The following is a 19,800-nucleotide window of genomic DNA, read 5'->3' on the forward strand; positions in this document are numbered from 1 at the left end:
ATTAGCGGATTATTCCCAGGAGCCGGGCTTTTGAAACCGGCAAATCGGTTATAGTAATTTGTTTTTGTCCGGTCTGCGAAATTTTTGCAGGAACTCCGAACAAGGCCGTTTTGAGCAATGCACTAGTTGCCTTGACTGTTCTAGGATCGGACATGTTGATTATGAGTTTGACATTGAACTGCTCTTTTACCCCCCGGTACTGGGAGAGGACGGCAAAGAATGACTCAATCGGAAGATTGATGCCTGCAGAGCCCAGCATTGACTTCATGAAAGCCTGGGGAAGCGGAGAATACATTACAATGTCAGAAGTGTTATTGTCATGAAGCAGGCGGTAAAGGCCCTCATTCATGGACTCAGAAAGGAGTTTTTCGGAAATGCTCTGGTCTGAATATGCGATTTTGTTAAAGCGCAAGACCATTGGCTCTATATTATTTGAAAGAAAGGCGTTTGAAGAAGAAGGGAGACAAAGCTGGTAAAGGCTTTCCTGATGAGTATAAACGGTCTGCTGGGCGATTACGCCTGGCTTCCAGCCTTTTTTTTCATTGAGGGCCATTCCAACAAAATTTTGGGGGATTTTTCCGCTGCATGAAAGCTGAAGATTTCCGTTTATGCCAAGGGCAATATAGGCAGTGTTCAGCCGCTCGGCGATTTTCTGGGCGTCGGCCTCATTTGCCCCGGCCACTTTTTGAATCGCTGAAAGAACAAAATCCTGATGAGCCTGAACCGGAAGAGAAAGATAAAGGGCCGCGTCTCCGTCCAGAAGTTCGAAAGGGTCTACGGGAGCAAGGTCCGGAGTAGATTTACAAGATGTAAAAAGGCCTGCGGCCAGCAAAAAAGCAGCCGCAAGCCTTGTAAGATTAAGCCTTTTCAATAGAAATGCTCCAGGTTTTGTCGTCAGCTTCAACAGAAGAAGACTTGTCAAGTTTTTCCTTCCATTCTTCGACGACAGCCAGAGTTTCGCCTGTTACGAAATCCTTGAATTTTGCAAATGCGTCCTTCAAATCAGAGTCGCCTGAAACGAAGAGCTTGATTCGGTCAGTGACTTCGAAACCGCTCTCCTTTCGGAGGTTCTGGATTCCGCGGATAAGGTCACGGACATAGCCCTCTTTTTTGAGCTCGTCTGTAACTTTTGTATCAAGACCAACAGTGAGCGTACCGTCATTTACAACCTTGAGGTCTTCCTTTTCGATTCGCTCTACGATGATTTTATCTGTGTTAAGGTCAACGCTCTGACCGTCAACATCGACTGAAACTTTTTTGCCGTTGAGGATGTCAGCAATTGCCTCGTTTTTAAGCTCGACGATTTTTGCTGCGGCAGCCTTCATTTTTGCACCAAGTTCCTTTCCGAGAACCTTGAAGTTAGCCTTTGCCTTGTATTCAACAAGTTCATCCTCGCGCTCATGGAAGATTACATCCTTAACGTTAAGTTCTTCGCGGATTGTGTCAATCATGCTCTCAAGAACCTTGCGCTCCTCGGCGTTGCGTGTAACAAGCTGAGTAGAAGCCAATGGCTGGCGGTTTTTGAGGTTGAACTGATTGCGCAAGCTTCGTCCCATTGAAACGGCTTTCTGAACAGTGTCCATGCGGAACTCAAGTTTTTCGTCGCGGAGGGCAGCGTTGTAAAGCGGGAAGTCAACCAGGTGAACTGACTCAGCGTCTTTCTCAGTGCGCAGGTTCTGCCACATGCTTTCTGTGATGAAAGGAATGAAAGGAGCTGCAACCATTGAGAATGATTTGAGTGCATAGTAAAGTGACTCGTATGCCTCTGATTTGTCGCTGTCGTTCTCGCTCTTCCAGAAGCGGCGTCGAGAGCGGCGGATATACCAGTTATTGAGCTGGTCGATGAAGTTGATGAGAGGATCGATTGCCGAGCTCAGGTCATAGTCGTCCAAAGCCTCGGTGACATCCTTAATCATTTTCTGTGTGATTGAGACAATCCATGCATCAAGAGGATTTGAAGGCTTGAGACCGTCAAAAACGCTTCCTTTTGCAGTGTAATTGTCGATATTTGCGTAAGTTACGAAGAATGAATATCCGCTCCAGAGAGGAATGAGGATATTCTTGAGGACTTCGCGAACTCCGTTGTCTGAGTAGCGGAGGTCGTCTGCCTTAACTACAGCTGAGTGTGTGAGGAAGAGGCGGAGTGCGTCGGCACCAAACTGATTGATTGCCTCAACCGGGTCAGTGTAGTTTCGGAGTGACTTAGACATCTTGCGGCCGTCTTCTGCAAGTACAAGACCGTTTACGATACAGTTCTTGAATGCAGGAGCATCGAAAAGCTCTGCGGCAAGAATTGTAAGCGTGTAGAACCAGCCTCGTGTCTGATCCAGGCCCTCTGAGATGAAGTCAGCAGGGAAATGCTTTTCAAAATATTCTTTGTTTTCAAACGGATAGTGCTGCTGAGCGTAAGGCATAGAACCAGACTCGAACCAACAGTCAAAGACTTCCGGGATTCGGTGCATTGTTCCGCCGCACTTACATTTGATTGTTACTTTGTCAACGAACTGCTTGTGAAGGTCGTCCAGGTCGACTCCGCTCTTTTCCTTGAGCTCGGCACGGCTTCCGATACAGATTTTCTCGCCGCAGTCGTCACAACGCCAGATTGGGATCGGGTTACCCCAGTAGCGGTTTCGGCTGATTGCCCAGTCACGGCTTCCTGCGAGCCATTTTCCGAAGCGGCCTTCCTTGATGTGGGCTGGCTGCCATTTAATCTGACTGTTTGCCTTGAGAAGGCGTTCGTGCTGGTCAGCAACTTTTACGAACCATGAGCCGATTCCGCGGTAAATGAGAGGAGAACCACAGCGCCAGCAGTGAGGGTACTGGTGATTTACAGTCTCACGCTTAACGAGCTTGCCCTCTTTCTTGAGGCGGTCCATGATGTCCTTGTCGGCATCCTTTACGAAAACGCCCGCATAGTCAGAAACTTCTTTTGTAAAGCGGCACTCAGCGTCGATTGGCTCAACAAAAGGAACTCCGCTACCAGCGAATACTTTGCTGTCGTCCTCACCAAATGCCGGTGCGATATGAACGATACCAGTACCGTCTTCGGTTGAGACATAATCTGCGTTCATGAGGCGGAATGCACCCTTCTCACACTTCTGTCCGCTCTGTTTTTCACACTCGGCAGCATCCTTGAGATTTGCAAAATATGGGAAAAGAGGCTCGTACTCTGCGCCAAGGAATTCAGCACCCTTGTGGCGGTAAATGATTTCGTAGTCCTCTGCGTTCTTGTAGTAAGAAGCAAGGCGGGCTTCAGCGAGAATGTAGTAGTCGCCTGAAGACTTGTCCAAAATCTTTACATAGTCAATCTCAGGACCCATACAGAGGCCGAGGTTTGAAGGCAAAGTCCATGGAGTTGTTGTCCATGCAAGGAAATATGTCTTTCCGTTGGTCATTTCGTCGTCTTTGAATGCAGACGGAGCCTTTGTAACCTTGAAACGGATTGTGATTGCAGGATCCTGCTTTTCTTTGTAGCCCTGAGCAAGCTCGTGAGTTGAAAGGACTGTAGCACAGCGAGGGCAGTAAGGCAAAATGTACTTGCCCTCGTAAATCATGCCCTTGTCCCACAAAGACTTGGCAACCCACCAGATAGTCTCCATGAAGTCAGGGTTCATGGTTTTGTAGTCATTGTCAAAATCGACCCAGCGGCCCATGCGGGTAATGGTTTTTCGCCATTCGCCGGTGTATTTAAGAACAGAAGCACGGCATTTGTCGTTGAAATTTGCAACACCGTATTCTTCAATCTCGTGCTTAGAGTTGATTCCAAGCTCTTTTTCGATAAGGTTTTCTACAGGCAAACCGTGGCAGTCCCAGCCGAAGCGACGCTCGACTTTTTTGCCCTTCATTGTCTGGTAACGCGGAATTATGTCTTTAATTGTTGATGGAATGAAGTGACCGAAGTGTGGCAGACCTGTAGCAAAAGGTGGTCCGTCAAAGAAAATGAACTCCTCACAGCCTTCACGCTGTGAAACCGATTTTTTGAAAGTGTCGTTCTTCTTCCAGAACTCTAAAACTTCTTCTTCCTGCTTTGGAAAATCTACCTTAGCATCAACTGACTTGTACACAATTATTCCTCGTAAAGTGAAAATATTTGGGAATAATTATAATAAATTTTAATAGAAGAATCTATAGTTGCCTATTAATAGACTCTCTCGCCAAAAATCGCAGTTCCGATCCTAACGATTGTAGAACCTTCCTCAATCGCAATATCGTAGTCCCCGCTCATTCCCATCGAAAGCTCGCACAAATCAAGAGCAGGGAAAGTTTTCTGGAACTTTTCACGCAATTCTCTGAGTGTCACGAAGGATTTTCGAACCAGTTCTTTGTCCTCGGTAAAGGGAGCCATCGTCATAAAGCCTTTTGGAGTAATGTGCGGGAAGTCGCCTTTGGCACAACGTTCAATTGCAAGAGTCAAATCTTCTTCGCTCGTAAAGCCCGCCTTGCTGTCTTCGCCAGTGTGGACTTCAAAAAGGACCTCGATGCTCTTGTTGATTTTTGCGGCCTGTTTTTCAATCTCTTCGAGCAATTCGATTCGGTCAACGCTTTCGATGCAGCTTGCGATGCGCACGGCTTCTTTGACTTTGTTACGCTGGAGAGAGCCGATTATGTGAAGGTCTAGATTTATGCCCTTGGCACGGATTTCGTCGAATTTTGCAGCGGCTTCCTGGACACGGTTCTCACCAAAAAGATTCTGCCCTGCGCTGGCGGCTTCAATCACGGCCTCAGCCGGATGGAACTTGCTCACGGCAACGAGCTTTACGGTATTTTCTGCTCTGTCCGCTTTTTTTTCAATCTCACGGATTTTATTCAGTATTGTTTTTAAATTCTCTGCGATTTGTGCCATAAAACTCTCCATATACAAAAAAAGCCAATCCCAAAAGTGGAACTGGCTTGAAAGCTGCTTGTAGGACTTGGACCCACGACCCCGAGATTACAAATCACGTGCTCTACCAACTGAGCTAAAGCAGCAAATGTGACGGTATTGTACAAATTACCCGCGATTATGTCAAGCCTTAAAAATCATATTTATCTCTTTTTTGTACAATTTGTTGATTTTATGCCTCATGAGCTCCTGCTTGGCATTGATTTCGCGGTTAAGCTCGAAACTTTCCTTCAACAAGGCAAATTTAAAGATTCGCTCGCATGTTCGGAATCCTGTTTTTGCGTTGTCCAGAGTGTCGATTTCCGAGCGGAAGAGGTTCTGGATTTCACTTGTCTCCAAAAGACTTTCGTATGTGTCATAAACGATGTTGTTTTCTTCGGCATAAGAAATTACATTGCTCTGGTCAGGAACGATAAGGGCGCCAACGTATTTCTGGTCCTGGCCGACTACGACAGTGCGCTCGACATAAGGACTTGCATTGATAGCCTTTTCGATAACGGCAGGTTCGATGTTTTCACCGCCAAGAAGAACGATTGTGTCCTTTGCTCGTCCTACGATTTTAAGCTCGTGGTCGCATGAAATCATTCCAAGGTCACCGGTGTTGAGCCAGCCGTCTTTGTCGATTACGGCATCGGTCAAATCCTGACGTTTGTAGTAGCCCTTCATGATCTGGCGGCCCTTTACGAGAACCAAACCGCGTTTTCCAGGCTTCAAAGGCTTTCCGTCAACAATCTGACCGTCTTTTTCTGCCACGATTTTAAGGTCGAAGCTTGGAAAAATCCAGCCGACATTGTTGTTTCGAGGGCGTTTTGAGTTGCGGACTGAAATTACCGGTGCAGTTTCAGTCATGCCGTAACCTTCAAGCAGACGGAAGCCGATTGCGTTGAAAAAATCCTCTGTCTCAGGCTGCAGAGCTCCGCCGCCTGAAATAGCCGCACGGAATTTTCCGCCGAACTTCTGGCGAATGCGGGAGAAAACAAACTGCTCGCCCAAAACATGTGACGGCCACAAAAGGACGAAGGGGAAAAATCCTGTTACATAGTCGATGATGCGGGGATACCAGTGATAGCGGCACCTCAAGCCCAAAAAGCGGGCCTTTGACTTGTAGTACCAGTTTCCAAAAAGAACTGAATATTTGAAAATGAGACGGTTAAGCGCGCTCTGCTTTTTGACTTCACGGTAAATTCCCTGGGCAACGGACTCCCACAAACGCGGAACGGCATTCATCCACTGAGGCTGGACAAGCTGCATGTCAGCAATCATTACGGAAGCAATCGGTTTTGAATAAGCAAAGCCACCTTCAAGGGTAATTACCATGTAAATGAAGGCTCGCTCAAAGCTGTGCCAGATTGGAAGGACTGTGAGCCACAAATCGCCTGCCTGCATGAGGCCGAGAACGCTGCGGCAAACCTCGCACTGGGCAAGATAGTTGTCGTGGGTAAGCTGAACGCCCTTTGGAAGGCCGGTCGTACCCGAAGTGAAGATAATGGTTGCGACATCATCTTTTGAAATATTCTGCATGCCAGCTTCAATTTCCTGCCACTCTTCCTTGGTGATGGCAGTTCCCTCTGACTCAAGAATTGAATAATAAATGACTTCGATTCCCTTGGCTTTTGCTTCATCGAGGGTTTTCTGATCTGCATGGTCATAAAGAATGGCTTTTTTAAGGGTAGGAACTTCTTCGATATTTTCGAGGACTTTTTCAAGCTGGCGGGCGTTTTCAAAGAAAGAAATTTCTGCCTCAACGAAATTGAGTATAAAGCGCATCTCAACGCCCATTGAATCACAGCCTCGCGGAACGTCAATTGCTCCCAAAGAAAGAAGGGCAAAGTCAGTGATGAGCCATTCGCGGCGGTTGTCACTCATGAGGCCGATTTTATCGCCTTTTTTGACGCCCAGTTTTTTGAGGGCTGAGGCAAGCTCAATTACATGCTGATAGACCTGTGAATAGCTGTAACGGACGAACATTCCGCTCTTATTTTTGACGGCCTGCAGGGTTGTGTGCGGGCATTTATTCACTTTTGCTTTAAAAAGAAGAGGAAGGTTGCTACCAAGATTTTTCTCAAACTTCGACAAGTCCATCGGAAATTCCTTTTGGGCACAAAAATGCCATTCATTTTAAGATTATTTCATTATGACATTATTTGTCTTTTTGTCAAGATAGAGAAAATTTTTTGTTTGGAAATATATTTTTAACTAGAGGCGGATTGTCTCAACCATGTAGCGGATGGAACTTCCGTTCACGTCTGAGAGAGTCTTTTCAACTACGAAAACGAGGTTTCGTCCGCTTTTGTCAGAGAAGATTCGGTCAATCCTGTAATCAGTAACCTTTTTGCGCTTGATGTCAGGCGAGCCAACGATATTTCGGCTGATGACCTCACCGTCGCCGTTCTTCTTTTCAAGAGTGATGAAGAATGAAGAACGAAGGTTTTCTCCGCTACCCTCGCAAGTCTTTACAAGTTTTATATGGTAGAAAACGCTCTGCTCTACTGTTGAGCCCTCAAAGTCCTTGAAAACAATTTCGCTTTCTCCGGCCTTTTTGTCATCACGAAGATACAAGAGGTTATCAACTGGAGCCGGCTTAAAGTCATATTTCTTGAGTTTCCAGTTCGCCTTGCTGTAAAGCTCGTCGAAAACCGCCTTACCGCTCTTTGAACCTGTAGCGGCTGAAGCCTGAGTCTTAAAAACCTCACCGGCTATGAAATCATTTTTTTCAATGTCAACGGTATAAATTTCGGCATAGCCCTGAAAACTTTTGTCAGTCTTTCCATATTCTCCGAACGCATAAGTTCTGCCGTCGCTCGAAAGTCCCAAATCAACAAAAGCGGCAGCATCTCCTGCAAACAAGCTAAATCCAGCAGCAAGAAGAATTCCAGATATCAGTAGCTTTTTCATACGTCCTCCCAAAAATCAAAAACTGAAAATTTCAGTAAATCAGACTTCTATATTATTTTCGGCTTTTGAAATTAACTCTTTACATATTTTTGTCTTCCGATTAAGATTTTTATATGACATTAAAAAACCGCAACAGTTTCATACAGATTTTTCTTATTTCAAGCCTGCTGCTTTTCATTTCAATGCTTGCGACTTTAATCTATTCAATAGCCACAAAAAATATCCTCATTCCTCCGGCCTACCGTCTCCCGGCTTTTTTCAACAGTATTCCCTTTTTGAAGAACAACTTTCTAGCGGTCATGCTTTCCTTTGCCATTCTTTTTTTCTACATTCCGATTTGCTTTTTCTTCCTTATAAGATATTTTGAAAACACCCAGACCAGCGAAATCATCTTCTTCACGGGCTTTTTAATCGCCTGCATGGCAGAATCAGCCCGCTTTGTTTCCATTTGCCTGGGGCTCTGGCAGTCATTTTCCAACATTTTGATTTTCGCAGGCAAGGTCGTTCTTTTTGGCCGAACACTTGCCCCCTTAAGTTTTTTGTGCGCCGCTCTTTTCAGCGAGACAAGCCAAAGGCAGGACGTTGAACGCAATTACATCATCATGATGACGGCTTCGGTCGTTTTTGCGGCAATCATTCCAATGAATACGGCAAGAATCGCTTCCACAGGTCTTGTAACGGAAGGCTTTATGATTCTGATTAATATTTTCAGGCTTCTGCTTTTCGTCACGACCACCCTTTCATTTTGGGTTCAGGGAATAAAAAAGAACAGTCTTGAGCACAAGCACCTGTCTTCGTCATCATTTCTTCTGATTTTAGGCTATTCGATGATTGTAAGCTGTGACACCTTTGTTTTTCTTGTCTTGGGTTCGCTTGCCTTAGTTCTTGGAAGTTACCGCTACCTCTATTTTATTCATAAGATGTACATGTGGAGCTGATTTTTAATTAAAAGGCTAAAAATAAGTTACGATTCCGCCAAGGAAAATCGGAATAATCAGATTGTCAAAATCTTTGAGGGGAAGGACTTCAATCAGGGCACCCAGGGTTGCCACAAGAAGCGACATCTGGCAGTTATCAGTCACTAAGAATGTTGATGAAAAAATAGCCGCAAAGCAAGTTAGGCTTCCCTCAACAGTTTTACCGTGGGTATAGGGCACGTGGATTTTTCCAAAAGACTTTCCTGCAAGGCTTGCAAGTCCATCTCCAAAGGCCAGGGCGAGAATGCCGACACTGGCAGCCTTTTCATCCCATAAAAGGGCAGCCGCAATGATTCCGGCAACCAGAGTCACAGGCCCAAGCACGAATTTATTTTCATCACGCTTACGGGCAGCGGCGGCAGTTATGTCAGATACGAGGGGGATTTCATGTCCGTTTGAGCGGAGGCTTTCTGCGATAATGTAAAGGACTCCGGCCGCACAAAGGCAGAGGATGGCCGGAACCCGGGCAAAATGCATGAAAAGTGGAACAAATGCCGTACAGATATGAATTGTCTTTCGGAAAAACTCTTTTCGAAGCGAAGTGAGCTGATTCTTTAATTCAATTCCTATCTGATAGCAAAAATACTTCATTACTCCAGGCCCTTTTCACCAGAAAGCAAGCGCGGAATATCCGTGTAAATTGCAGGCTCAAAATCAGGATACGGATGAGTGATATATTTTGAGTTCTGGGCAGCGAGATTGCTTCCTTCCATGCGGATCATAGTCTGCTGGTTGCGTGTGAGGGCGTCATATGCACGGATTGAGTCAGAAAGGCGGACAATTGCCTCAGCATTTCTTCCGCTGTCACCTGTCTGCTGTGCAAGACGATACAAAGTGACGCCAAGGTTGTTGTTTACCTTGAGGTACAAATCTACGACTGCATAATCATCGTCATCTTCCTGAGGGAGAAGAAGCTTCTGCTTTTCCCGGCCCTGATCAAGAACTCTGAGCAAGTCAGCATAATAGCTTTCGGCAGCAAAATTGTCACCGCGGAGTGAAAGCACGTTTCCAAGAGAAAGAAGGATGTTAGGGTCACGAGGCTCTTTTTCCGCAACCTTGATGAATGATACGAGGGCATTATCATAATTCTTTCTGTTATAATAAATTGCACCCACGCGGTAATTGATTGAAGGAGTATCATTCTTGATTTCGATTGCCTTTTCGTAATTGTAAAGGGCATCATCCATTTCGCCGGAAATAAAGTAATCCAAATCACCCATATCGGCGAAAAGTTTTCCTGTATTTGCGTCTCCTTCAAGCTCGCTGGCCTCATGCTCCTCGTTGTAGAGGTTGATTCCACGGGTGTAAATCGTCTGAGCCTTGAGATACTCTCGGTTGGCCGCATAAAGCTCACCAAGAACGCGGGAAGCATTGATTTCGCGGTAAACATTCTTTTTAGTGCGGACGATTACCTTCTCAAAGAGATCAAGACTTCGCTCAAGCTCGACTTTTGCCTGCTCTGTATTTCCGTTGTGGATGAAATATCGGGCCAGGTTGTAGCGGGCGACAGGATTTGAAGGATCTGCCTTAATAGCAAGGTTAAGCATTGCAAGGACGTCTTCAATAGAAGAGCGCAGATACTCGTCATTCTTGCTCAAAGCACCGTAAAGTTTTTCAAGCATGTAGCCGCTGAGCTCAGTCCAGTCGGCAGCACCAAGATTCTTAAGGTTCTGCTTGTCCTGCTTGCTCTGATAGAAAATATTCTTGTAGTAAATGACTTCACGAAGCTTGTCTGTGCGGATGTTGTAGCGCATCATTCGTGAGAGATAGACATTGTTGCTTCCATATCGCTGAATCAAATCAAGATACTGCTCTTTTGCAAGCTCGTATTTTGAAGGCTCGACTTCGGCCCATTCAAGGAAAACGTCTCCCAGCATGAGGATTCCGTCGGCATCATTTATATGGTAGTCAAGGACTTCACGGCGGACGATTTCTTCGGCACGCTCGTAGTTTGCACGGTCATACAATTCCATGTCAGCGTAATCGAGACCGGCCTGCTTGTCATGATCGAAGACAGCAAGGATGTTTCTGTACATTTTTGCGGCACGCTCAAACTGCTTTTTGCCGCGATAGCCGACCGCATACTTGAAGAACCATTTTTTGACAGCCCGGTAGCGGACAGCCTTTGCAAATTCGTCCTCGGACTGAGGGAATTCGTTTGCCTCGAGCAGAGTGTAGCCCTGCTTATAGTGCATGTTAGCCATGACAGGCTCGTAAATGAAGTGCTGGCCGGCCTTGAAAAGACCAAAGCAGACGAAGGCAAGGATAACGCCCACGATTGCGGCCGGAATAATTCTGTTTTTGAGCTGATACTGGAATGACTGCTTGTAAGCCTCGTATTCAGCGAAAGAACGTCTCTCAAAATCGCGCGGGATATTGATTGAAATATCGAGGATTTTTTCGAGCTGGGTTGCCAGCTGGCGGGCAGAAACCTTTTTGAGGACTTTTTCGATGATTTCAAATACAGCCTCATCAGTGAATTCGTCGCGGGCAATAAAATCTTCGAGGGCAATTCGCAGGTTGAGAGGATAATTAGAAAGGTTCTTTTTGAACTGAACGTATTCCTCATCAGTTAAGGCATTCTTCGGACGGCCTTCCTTGCCCTTTGAGAAGTCAATTGTATCAAGAAGGGGCTTTTTTTTGCCCAGATCAGCAGTTTCTGTGTCTGAGAAGCCCGGAATTTCAAAGCTTGAATCGAGGACAAAGTCATCGTCTCCGCCAAGACCGTCATCTGTCGCAGGGAATTCATCTACGCCGGCAGGCTGGCTTGGACCAAAGTCAACGCCGTCCATTGCAGACGTATCGAATGAGTCAATCGGCTCTTCCTGCCCTACATCTTCGGCAGTGCCCGGTGCTTCATCAGGAACTTCATCAAAGGCATCCGGGATTTCAGCAGGGGCAGAAAGGTCAGCAGCAGAAGCAAGGTCTGCACTTCCCGCATCGCCGAGGTCATCAAGAATGTCAGTATTAAAATCAAATCCGCCATCACCTTCTGAGGCAGGAGCAGAAGAATCGCCCCCGTCAGCCAAGGCATCCAAATCCATGGCAAAAAGGTCATCGGAAGAGGCAGCAGAATCAGTCTGAGGGCTTTCTACAGGCGGAATATCAGCAGCAAGTGCGTCTGGAGAAAGATCTATTTCAGAAATCGGGGAAGCAAAATCATCTTCAGAAGCCGGGGCAAGGTCATCGCCTTGAGCAGCCGGGCTTTCTGTAGAATCGCCTCCTGCAAAAGAATCCAGATCACCCAGGTCACCCAGATCGCCTAAATCTCCAAGGTCACCAAGGTCGCTTGTATCAACGGTAGGAATATCATCGTCTGCAGAAGGACTTTCTTCGATAAAATCAGCCGTATCTGCGGCAGGAGCTTCAGCAATATCAGAGGCAAAAGAATTTTCTGAAAGAGGCTCTGAAAGGACATCAGCAGCAGGCTCTTCTTCCTGAGCCGGGGCTTCAGGCGCCTTTAAGTCGCTTACATCGGCAAGGTCGCCTAAATCACCCAAATCATCAGTTAAGTCACCAAGATTTGAAAGGGCATCGCCCAAGTCTGTAAATTTTTCGGTTTTAGGAGCGGCTTCTTCATCACCGCCATTATCTCCACTAGGAGCAAGCAGGGAATCCAAATCCAAATCTTCGAGCGGAGTTTCAGGCTCAGCTTCTTCGAGCGGTTCGGCATCAGAAGTAACAGAGGCAGGATTATCATCATTTAAAAAATCAGCAAGGGCATCTTCGTCGGCAGCCCCCTGTGGATTGAGCAGGGCCGCAATATCAGAATCAAGCCCCGACAAATCATCGCCACCCGCAGGAGAAGCAGGAGCTGTCCCGAGAATGTCTTCGATTGAGCCTAAATCTTCTTCTTCCTGTGCTTCGACAGGCCTGTTCTTATCAGGTAATCCGATGATAAAGTCATCAGAGTCGTCGTCCTCAGAAATTCCCTGTGGAAAAGGAATGACAGGCACTTTTTCGCCGCGCTGGGCACGAATCTTTACCTCATCACCTACTTCGCGAATATCTTCTGAAAATTGTTTGAGCTGATTTAATCCTGGCATTTAAAGTCCCACCTACTCTAGTATACTCTAGTTTCGGCATTTTGGAAACAAGGCTTTATAGCAAAAAATTTCTTATATTTGTTTACTTTTTTTTTGAAATACCGATAAATAAAGTATGAAAAAGATTTTGATTTTGACGGGATTTCTTACTCTTTTTGCATCTTTTGCATCACCACTTTTTGCAAAGGAAGCCGCTCCTAAAATTGACACTTACGAATACGATTTGACACTCACTGAAATCAAGGGAGTCAGCGCACCCTATATCTCGAACAATTTCGTTGTCTTTACCGCCCCTGTCACGGCCAACTCAATCGGAATTGCATTTGACTTTGAAGAATTCAGAAAGATTCACTACTACCAGCTCAGAAAAAATTACGGCTATGAAGGAGAGATTACTTCTTCATACTATTTTTACATTCTTGAAATGCCGAAAAAACTTTCCCGAATCAGCTACCGGGTTGTAATTGACGGACTTTGGACAACTGACCCGCAAAATCAGAACGTAGTTTACAACGAATACGAGAATTACTCACTTTCATACATTGACTTGCCGCCGGAAGAAATCGAAATAACTGAAAAACTCAACAACGGCCTTACCCACTTTGTCTGTCACAGCGAAAGCGGCAGAAAAATCCGGCTTGGAGGAAGCTTTACCAACTGGGACAGCTGGATTTACGAAATGAAAGAAACAGAACCTGGAAAATACGTGATTGACATTCCCTTGCACCCGGGAACATATTATTATTCCTACTACAACGGAATCACTTCATTCATAGACGAAACAAATCCTAGCCGAGGTTATTCAAACGACGGCAGGATTGTAAGCTGCATTACGATAAATTAAAATCCCTTGAATTTACCGGCAAGTTTGGCAAGATCGCCAAGCTTGCTCAAATCTCCGAGACCACCCATGCCTCCCATTCCGCCGGCTCCGCCCATGCCGCCAAGCTGCTGCATGAGTTTAGCCTGCATTCCGCGGTTACGGCTGAGCTTTTTCATGGTGAGCTTTGTCTTTTCAAACTGCTTGATGAGCTTATTTACTTCGGCAACGCTGGTACCGCTTCCGGCTGCAATTCGCTTGCGGCGGGCAGGACCGATAATCAGGTGGTTAGCACGCTCTTTTTTTGTCATTGACTGGATGATTGCCTTTTGGTGGGCGATTCCAGACATATCGAGTTTGCTAGGATCTACCTGACCTGCAAGACCAGGAATCATTTCCATTAAAGAAGAAAGGTTGCCCATTTTGCCGACATTCTCGAACTGAGAAAGCATGTCATCGAGGGTAAACTCGTTGCGGGCCATCTTCTGCTCAAGTTTTTTGGCTTCCTCGATGTCGACGGTTTCCTGAGCTTTTTCAACCAAAGAAACGATGTCGCCCATGCCCAGAATTCGGCTGGCGATTCGCTCAGGATGGAATGGCTCGAAATCTTCTGTTTTTTCACCTGTACCGATGAAAAGAATCGGCTTGTCAGTGATTGATTTGAGAGAAAGGGCTGCACCGCCTCGTGCATCTGAGTCAAACTTGGTAAGGATGACGCCTGAAAGACCAAGCTGCTCGTCGAAAGATTTTGCGATGTCAACGGCATTCTGACCAGTCATTGAGTCAGCGACCAAAATAGTCTCAACCGGATCAACAGCCTTTTTAACGTCGACCAGCTCTTTCATCATGGCTTCGTCAATCTGCAATCGGCCGGCCGTATCGACGATGATTGTATCTATTGCGTTCTTTTTTGCGTAAGAAATTGCGTTTTTGGCAACCTTAACGGCATCTTTTGCCCCATCTTCAAGATAGACAGGGATGCCGATTTTATCGCCCAGCTGCTTGAGCTGTTCCATGGCGGCAGGGCGAACAAGGTCACAGGCAACAAGAAGTGGCTTGCGCCCGTTTTTGGCAAGGCGGGCTGCGAGTTTGTGGGCAGCGGTTGTTTTACCGGCACCCTGCAGACCGAGGAGCAAAATCACAGACTGAGTGTCCGGTCCTTTGAGCTGCAGATCGACCTTTGTGTCGCCCAAAAGCTTTACGATTCGGTCGTAGATGATTTTTGTGAACTGCTGGCCAGGATCTACCGCACGGAGAACCTTTTCGCCCTTGGCTTCTTCGATTGTGGCATTTACGAAGCGGCGTACAACACGGAGGTTGACATCGGCTTCGAGCAAGGCCATTTTAATCTGCTCAACAGTTTCTTCGATATTTTTCTCAGTGATTTTTGACTTTCCGCTCACAGAGCGCATGATGTCACTGAAGGTATTCGTAAGTTTTTCTAACATTTGTTCAATTTATTCCTTTTATTTATTAGTCCTCTTCGGACGCCATTTTTCCCTGCATCATAAGTTCCTGCAACAAGGCCATAGGCTCGATTTCTTTGTTGAGGATTCGATAAAGACTGTCACAAATCGGGAGTTTTAAATTGTGCTTTTCGGCAATCTGATGAATAAATTTGCAGGCAACAGCGCCTTCTGAAAGATAGCCGATTTCACCGATTCTGGCGATTAAATCATCCAGGTTTTTGAATTTTGAAAGAATATCTGTTTTGATGATGTCCTGGCCAAAGCGGCGGTTACGTCCGTATTTTGAGCGGCAGGTTACATCCAAATCCCCCACTCCGGCAATTGAAGTAAATGTCTCGGCATGGGTTGCTCCCATAGCAAAACCGATTGTCTGAAGCTCGTTCAAACCGGCTGCAAGAAGGAGGCTCTCGGAATTGTCTCCGAAAATATCAGAATGTTCGCTGACGGCATCCAAAGCACCGTAAACAACAGCAACGACATTCTTGGCGGCGGCACAAATCTGGACGCCGATTACATCAAGTGATGAATAAACCATAAGCCCAGGCACACGCAAAAGCTCACGGAATTTAATTGAATTGAGGGCATGCTCACTTGCGGCGATAAGGCCTGTAAGCTTGCCCATTGCAACTTCCTCAGCATGGCTAGGACCCGAAATATAAACGAGGGCACCCTTGTAGCACTCAGGAAGCACTTCTTCGAGAGTGTCGAGGATAAGGCGAGGACCGTCATCAGATGCAACGAAACCTTTTGTAAGGACACCGATTACGGTTTCCCCGTTTTTAATTGAAGGAACGCTGGCAATCTTTTTGGCCGTACTCGCAATGAACAAAGAAGGAGAAGCAAGAATCAGATATTCCTTTCCGTTTGCGACTTCTTCGATATTTGTAGATGCAGTGAGATTTTCTGAGAGCGGATATCCCGGGAGATACCTTTTGTTCTCATGCTCATTGTTGATGCTTTCAACGACATCGCTTTCCATAGCCCAAACCTGGACCTTATGCCCACCTCGTGCGATAGCCTGCGCAAGACCTGAGCCCCACGCACCAGCACCAATTACACCGACACTCTTTGCTTTCATTCTTATCCTCGACTTATTTTCTAGAACCAGCACTCAGCTTCGTCTTTCCAATCGATAATCTCTTCCGGTTTAAAAAATAGATTGATTTCACGCTCTGCACTTGCGTCTGAGTCAGAAGCATGAATGATATTGTGGCTTGTGTGTGAGCAGAAATCTCCGCGGATTGTTCCAGGAGCAGCTTCACTTGGCTTTGTAGCACCGACAACCTTGCGAACCAGAGTAACGCAGTCATCGTTGTCCATCTGCCATACCATTGCTACAACAGGAGCACTTGTAATGTAAGAAACAAGCTCGTCATAGAAAGGCTTGCCCTGATGCTCAGCATAATGCTTAGAAGCAAGCTCTTTTGAAATGTTCATGAGTTTCAATCCAACCAACTTGAGGCCTTTATTCTCCAAACGAGTAATGACCTGACCAACGAGCCGGCGGTTCAATACGCCAGGCTTACACATAGCAAAACATCTTGTCATAATTTTATAATTATACAGTAGAAAGTGGAAAATGGAAAGTAGAAAACCGAAAAGTAATTTTTCATTCAGCCTTCAATTTTCTTTCGACGGCAGAAATCGTATCGTCCGGAGTGCTTGCCCCGGCCGTAATTCCAACGCTTTCAAGCTCGAAAAATTCCCGGGGAATTTCTTGAGGCGTCTCGATAAGGACGGCTTTTTTGCAGAGTTTTTGAGCGGTAGCAAAAAGGCGGTTTGTGTTGGCAGAGTTTTTGCCGCCGATTACGACCACTCCGTCAACTTTTTCACACAGTTCAACCAGACTGTCCTGGCGCTCATGAGTGGCCGGGCAAATCGAACTGATGACTTCGACTTTTGGGAAGGAATTTTTAAGCTCCTTTTGAAGCTGGTCAAACATCTTTATGCTGAAGGTCGTCTGGGAAAGAAGGACAATATTTGAATCAGAAGCAAGTTTTTTCTGAGAGGAAAGCATATTAATAGAAGATTTCAGTTCATCGACATCTTTTATGAGGACAAAGTTGAGTTCCTTTCCGGCATTTTTGGCTCCCTTGCGGGCATAGCCTTCGATTCCAACGACCTCGCCGTGATTTTTGTCACCGGCAAAGAAAATCACATATCCCTTTGAGGCATATTCAGCGGCCCTTTCCTGACTTTTCGTTACCAAGGGACAGGTGGCGTTTACTACATTCACTCCCCTCTCCCGGATTGCTTCTTCCGTCTCAGGCGGAACTCCATGAGCCCGGATAATTACAGTGTCCCCGGACTCTAAAAGAGGAATTTTGCTTTCAACGAGGATTTTTAAATTGCGCTCAGCAAGCTTGTTCAGTGCGACAGGATTGTGAATCAAAGGTCCGAGCGTGTAGACCTGCCCCTTGTTTTCATCAAGAGCCTTTTCTGCAGTAACGACGGCCCGGCGCACGCCTGCACAAAATCCGAGAATTTTAGCGCGAAGAACTTTCATTTCTTTCATCCTTAATGTTGGAAGCAATAAAATTCACGAAATTCTCTTCAATCAGCGGCTTGGAATAAAAATATCCCTGAACCTGGTCGCAGTTTATCGAGCGAAGGAAATCACGCTGCCTCTGAGTTTCAACGCCCTCAAAAACGGTTTCCTTTTCAAGATTCTTGCTCAATTTTACAAGAGTGCGGATAAAATTCGCCGACTTTTCTTCCATTTCACCGTTTTCGTGCATGGAAGAAAGAAGGAATTCGCGGTCAAATTTGAGCACGTCAACAGGAACCTTGGCAAGCATATTGAGTGAAGACTCACCGCTTCCAAAATCATCCATGGCGACAGTAAAACCTTCCTTGTGAAGGGCATTTGTAATCTTACACAGAGTATCCCTGTCCATGACGGAACGCTCGATAATCTCAACCTGCACAAGATAAGGCGGTATAGTATATCGCCGGAAAATGCGCATGAATTCCATCATGAAGGTTTCGGGCTTATTGTGATTCCGGCTCATGTTAACCGAAATCGGAACGACCGGCTTTCCAGCCTTGAGCTGGGAATCCAGGAAGTGGAAAACCTTGTCATAGACGTAAAAATCAAGCTTTACGATAAAGCCGTTGCGCTCAAAAAGAGGGATAAACTTGTCAGGATAAATCATGCCGAGTTCAGGATGCTTCCACCTAACCAAAGCCTCTGCTCCGACAATAGACTCGTTTTCAAGCAGGATTTTGGGCTGGTACACTACGAAGAAATCCTGATTCTCAATGGAAGATTTCATGCACTGCTCAAATTTTCTTTCCTCATTGATTTTACTCAAAAGACGGGCATTGTAAATAGAATAAGGCGATAGCATATTGTCTTTTATCGTACTTTTTGCAAAGGCGGCCTGTCCAATCAGTTCCTTTACGGTGATTTCGGGATGATAGCTTGGTTTACAAAACGTAATTCCAAATTTGGGAAAGAACGGTATTTCATAAGCTTTTATCATTTCATTGAGCAGATAGGTAGTTCCCTTAAAAATATTCATTGCTTCCCGCACATTTCGAATCTTGACTAAAATATAAAAATGATCAGCATACCCGCGGCCTATTATCCCTTTGTATTCCTGCACAATGTCATTAAGAGTTCTGGCATAAAAGGCAATCATTTTGTCAGCTTCATCTTCTGTATAATTCTGATTAACGAATTTAAATCCACGAATATCAGTATCAATCAGCATGAATTTGGATTTTGGATTACGCCTGAAAAGTTTTGCAACTTCAGTTTCAAATCTCTGCCTTGACCAGAGTTTTGTAAGCGGATCATAGAGAGGCTCAATCAACTGGTTTCTGTAAAAATAATTAGAAATGATTGTTTCAAAAAAAAGCAGGAGGACAAGGGCACCTATAGTCACCAAAAGAATCAGATATTTTATTATATCAACTTTTGTATATATGGCAGAAAGATATTCTTTCTTAAAACTAACCGCAAGAATCCAACCACAATCTTCAATAGGCATATAAAAAAGGTCGATTGGCTCACCCAGGTGGCTTTCAGTTTCAACATAGCCCCGGCCTTCTCGCGCTATAATGTCAGACGTAATTTTACGATATTTTTTGGAAGCCGGGATATAGATTTTTCCAATGTAATTTTCATCAGGATGAGTAAGGATAAGACCCGCCCGATCTATAATCACAGGAACAGCCTTCTCGCCTATACGTATTTCACTATCAATTTTTGAAAGCACGCTGATTTTTAATGACGCACAGAGATAGCCGTTAAATTCACGCTCAGAATTATAACAAGGTTTTTCGATAAAGAATACAGGATAATCAGCCATCGAAAAATATTGCATGTCACTTACATAATAATCCGTATCCTTAAAATTTGACGGAGAAAGATATGACTCACCTCTTAAATCAACGACTTCACCAGTCGAAAAATAGCCCTGATAATTCGAATCGACATAAAAAACATGACAAAAATCATCACTTAAGTATTGTATATTTTGAATAATCCATTTTTGAATTTCTTCTGTGGAACCATTTGCAAACAATTGGGGATAATATATAGATTCAAGAGAAGTGCGGTAATTATCCAGATAATGATGTATTCCAACAGAATATCCCTGAAGAATCATCTCACAGTTTTCATGATAAGTTTTTTGCGCAATCTTTCGTGCATTTTTCATTGCAATATTGTTTAGCAAAAATGCAACCATAGTCACAATTAAAC

At 45.2% G+C, this 19,800-nt stretch carries 14 protein-coding genes and 1 tRNA gene; 2 read left to right on the plus strand and 13 right to left on the minus strand.

Translation table 11 applies throughout. The annotated features are described in order from the left end of the window. Window position 1: 1 nt before the first annotated feature. The 6 genes from HNP76_RS05690 to HNP76_RS05715 form a co-directional block, all read right to left on the minus strand. Window positions 2-871 (minus strand): TP0453 family lipoprotein, encoded by an 870-nt coding sequence (locus HNP76_RS05690; RefSeq protein ID WP_184658375.1) that lies wholly within the window; start codon window positions 869-871, stop codon window positions 2-4. Beyond that, the gene (ileS, locus tag HNP76_RS05695) at window positions 858-4,064 is read right to left on the minus strand and encodes an isoleucine--tRNA ligase (RefSeq protein WP_184658377.1); all 3,207 of its coding nucleotides are present in this window, start codon (window positions 4,062-4,064) and stop codon (window positions 858-860) included. The genes HNP76_RS05690 and ileS overlap by 14 nt, the downstream gene beginning before the upstream one ends. 74 nt (window positions 4,065-4,138) lie before the next feature. After that, window positions 4,139-4,843 (minus strand): YggS family pyridoxal phosphate-dependent enzyme, encoded by a 705-nt coding sequence (locus HNP76_RS05700; protein ID WP_184658378.1) that lies wholly within the window; start codon window positions 4,841-4,843, stop codon window positions 4,139-4,141. Between the two features lie 52 nt (window positions 4,844-4,895). After that, a tRNA-Thr gene (locus HNP76_RS05705) sits at window positions 4,896-4,968 on the minus strand. Window positions 4,969-5,005: 37 nt separating this feature from the next. Beyond that, on the minus strand, window positions 5,006-6,964 hold the full coding sequence (locus HNP76_RS05710) for an AMP-dependent synthetase/ligase (RefSeq protein WP_184658380.1): 1,959 nt from the start codon (window positions 6,962-6,964) through the stop codon (window positions 5,006-5,008). A 114-nt stretch (window positions 6,965-7,078) separates the two neighbouring features. Next, window positions 7,079-7,777, minus strand: a complete 699-nt coding sequence (locus HNP76_RS05715) for a DUF2259 domain-containing protein (RefSeq protein ID WP_184658382.1) — start codon at window positions 7,775-7,777, stop codon at window positions 7,079-7,081. Between the two features lie 113 nt (window positions 7,778-7,890). On the opposite strand from HNP76_RS05715, the gene HNP76_RS05720 reads away from it, so the two are divergent. After that, window positions 7,891-8,715 carry a hypothetical protein gene (locus tag HNP76_RS05720; protein ID WP_184658384.1) on the plus strand — a complete coding sequence of 275 codons (825 nt, stop codon included), beginning with the start codon at window positions 7,891-7,893 and terminating at the stop codon, window positions 8,713-8,715. Between the two features lie 15 nt (window positions 8,716-8,730). Here the strand turns inward: HNP76_RS05720 and HNP76_RS05725 are convergent, their stop codons facing one another. Both HNP76_RS05725 and flcA read right to left on the minus strand, forming a co-directional pair. Then, window positions 8,731-9,345, minus strand: a complete 615-nt coding sequence (locus HNP76_RS05725; RefSeq protein WP_184658385.1) for a diacylglycerol/polyprenol kinase family protein — start codon at window positions 9,343-9,345, stop codon at window positions 8,731-8,733. Beyond that, complete coding sequence (flcA, locus tag HNP76_RS05730) at window positions 9,345-12,800, minus strand: periplasmic flagellar collar protein FlcA (RefSeq protein ID WP_184658387.1); 3,456 nt, start codon at window positions 12,798-12,800, stop codon at window positions 9,345-9,347. The genes HNP76_RS05725 and flcA overlap by 1 nt, the downstream gene beginning before the upstream one ends. 115 nt (window positions 12,801-12,915) lie before the next feature. Between flcA and HNP76_RS05735 the strand changes: the two genes are divergently transcribed. Next, window positions 12,916-13,644 carry an early set domain-containing protein gene (locus tag HNP76_RS05735; protein ID WP_184658389.1) on the plus strand — a complete coding sequence of 243 codons (729 nt, stop codon included), beginning with the start codon at window positions 12,916-12,918 and terminating at the stop codon, window positions 13,642-13,644. Here the strand turns inward: HNP76_RS05735 and ffh are convergent. The 5 genes from ffh to HNP76_RS05760 all read right to left on the minus strand — a co-directional run bounded on the left by ffh (window position 13,641) and on the right by HNP76_RS05760 (window position 19,756). Continuing rightward, window positions 13,641-15,068, minus strand: a complete 1,428-nt coding sequence (gene ffh, locus HNP76_RS05740; protein WP_184658391.1) for a signal recognition particle protein — start codon at window positions 15,066-15,068, stop codon at window positions 13,641-13,643. The genes HNP76_RS05735 and ffh overlap by 4 nt on opposite strands. A gap of 25 nt (window positions 15,069-15,093) precedes the next feature. After that, the gene (locus HNP76_RS05745; protein WP_375781883.1) at window positions 15,094-16,173 is read right to left on the minus strand and encodes an NAD(P)H-dependent glycerol-3-phosphate dehydrogenase; all 1,080 of its coding nucleotides are present in this window, start codon (window positions 16,171-16,173) and stop codon (window positions 15,094-15,096) included. 14 nt (window positions 16,174-16,187) lie between these two features. After that, a complete protein-coding gene (ndk, locus tag HNP76_RS05750; RefSeq protein WP_184658394.1) occupies window positions 16,188-16,637 on the minus strand; it encodes a nucleoside-diphosphate kinase in 450 nt (149 codons plus the stop codon). Window positions 16,638-16,698: 61 nt separating this feature from the next. Beyond that, the gene (gene ispH, locus HNP76_RS05755) at window positions 16,699-17,595 is read right to left on the minus strand and encodes a 4-hydroxy-3-methylbut-2-enyl diphosphate reductase (RefSeq protein ID WP_184658396.1); all 897 of its coding nucleotides are present in this window, start codon (window positions 17,593-17,595) and stop codon (window positions 16,699-16,701) included. Then, window positions 17,576-19,756, minus strand: coding sequence for a GGDEF domain-containing protein (locus HNP76_RS05760; protein ID WP_184658398.1), 2,181 nt, complete (start codon window positions 19,754-19,756; stop codon window positions 17,576-17,578). Before HNP76_RS05760 ends, ispH begins: the two co-directional genes overlap by 20 nt. Window positions 19,757-19,800: the final 44 nt, after the last annotated feature.

Source organism: Treponema ruminis, assembly GCF_014201975.1.
GTDB lineage: Bacteria > Spirochaetota > Spirochaetia > Treponematales > Treponemataceae > Treponema_D > Treponema_D ruminis.